The sequence below is a fragment of the Pseudomonas sp. K5002 genome (assembly GCF_013386655.1).
In the GTDB taxonomy this organism is placed as follows: Bacteria; Pseudomonadota; Gammaproteobacteria; order Pseudomonadales; family Pseudomonadaceae; genus Aquipseudomonas.
In genome coordinates, this window is sequence record NZ_JACARK010000988.1 from 1 (window position 1) to 1361 (window position 1361).

The window sequence follows — 1361 nt, forward strand, 5'->3', positions numbered from 1 at the left end:
ATCGCCTTGCTGCCGGACTTCGTGGTGGCCGAGGACCTGGCTGCCGGGCGCCTGGCACAGGTGCTGCCCGACCTGGACGCCGGGGACGTGGAGATCCTGGCGATGTACCCGAGCAAACGCTTCCTGGAGCCTCGGGTACGGCGCTTTATCGACCTGATGGTGGATGAGCTGGCGGGCTGATCAGTCGGCGTGGGCAATCACCTTGATCTCGACGATCTGTGCATCGGACGCCAGGTAATTCACGCCTACCAGGGTCGCGGCCGGGCGATGCTCACCGATGTATTCTTTCCACACATTGACCACCGCTTCAAAATCGCGCTTGGCATGCACCAGGAAGAAATCCACCGCGGCAATGTTCGAGCGGCCAACGCCGAAGCCGGCCAGCACATGGTCGAGGTTCTCCAGTGTCTGGCGGGTCTGGGCGGCGGCATCACCGTCAACGAACTCACCTTCCAGGGTGTGAGAAAACTGCCCGGCAATATAGATCGTGCCATTGACGCGGTAGCCCTGGCTGACGCTGTTGCCCTCTTCCCATGAAACGCCGTGGTTGTAGATCGTGGATTTGCTGCTCATGTCGGTTTCCTTGGGCGATGATTTAAGGAAACTGTAACAAGGGCATTGGCGAATGGACGTCCCCACTGAGGCGACCAAAAACTACCCGCCCACGCCCTTCGGCTGGTATCGTGCCGCCCTTGAAAAAACCGTTGCGAGGAAATGGACCTTGAACACTGACGAAAAAATGACCGGGGACCTGTTCGAGGTGGACAAACGCCTGTCACTCAAGCCCGTGGTGGACTTCAACAACTACCTGCGCAGCGCTTTCGGCGATGGCCCCTGCACCTGCATCCGCTGCGTCGCCAGCGAGGGCAGCGAGGCCGGTTACGAGTTTCAGCACACCTTCGATTTCGACGGTAAAAAAACCCACCGCCGCTTCGCCTCCACCGCCGGCAGCGACGTGCTGTTGATACTGAAGAAAGCCTGGTTGTCTTACACCAAGGCCGAGCTGCCGTTGAGCGGCGCGCTGGCGCTGGACACGGTGAAGGAATTTGTCGAGCCGCAGCTGCACAAGCGCGTGGCGCCGCTGTTCCTGGCCAGTGGGTTGGTCAAGGATGTGGAAGGTGAGTTGCGGATGCAGCCGCAGGCCGCGGGCTGATCATCGACGGCTACCGCTAGATGTGCTGCCAGTTCTTGTAGACAAATTCCAGGCTGTAGCCGTCGGGATCCAGCACGTTGGCCGCGTAGTAGTTCGGGTCATAGTGCAATCGTGCCCCAGGGGCTCCATTGTCGACGGCGCCCGCGTTCATCGCCGCCAGGTAAGCCGCATCGACCTCGACCCGGCTGCCGGCGACGAACCCCACATG

Annotated in this window: 3 protein-coding genes and 1 pseudogene; 2 read left to right on the top strand and 2 right to left on the bottom strand. The window is 60.9% G+C overall.

The window, feature by feature from the left end; all coding sequences use genetic code 11:
• Nucleotides 1–180: LysR substrate-binding domain-containing protein (locus HX846_RS32210; protein ID WP_256740195.1), on the top strand; the 180-nt coding region annotated here is incomplete at its 5' end.
• Here the strand turns inward: HX846_RS32210 and HX846_RS32215 are convergent.
• Nucleotides 181–573, bottom strand: coding sequence for a RidA family protein (locus HX846_RS32215; protein WP_008436909.1), 393 nt, complete (start codon nt 571–573; stop codon nt 181–183). It abuts the gene before it with no gap.
• Nucleotides 574–721: 148 nt separating this feature from the next.
• On the opposite strand from HX846_RS32215, the gene HX846_RS32220 reads away from it, so the two are divergent.
• Entirely contained in the window at nt 722–1153 is a 432-nt protein-coding gene (locus tag HX846_RS32220; RefSeq protein WP_134326870.1) for a hypothetical protein, read from the top strand.
• A 16-nt stretch (nt 1154–1169) separates the two neighbouring features.
• Here the strand turns inward: HX846_RS32220 and HX846_RS32225 are convergent.
• Nucleotides 1170–1361, bottom strand: a pseudogene (locus HX846_RS32225) (VOC family protein); the annotation flags it as partial.

What these genes read in the sequence shown, in the direction of transcription:
- HX846_RS32215 (WP_008436909.1), bottom strand. Translation starts at nt 573, where the DNA reads ATGAGCAGCAAATCCACGATCTACAACCACGGCGTTTCATGGGAAGAG.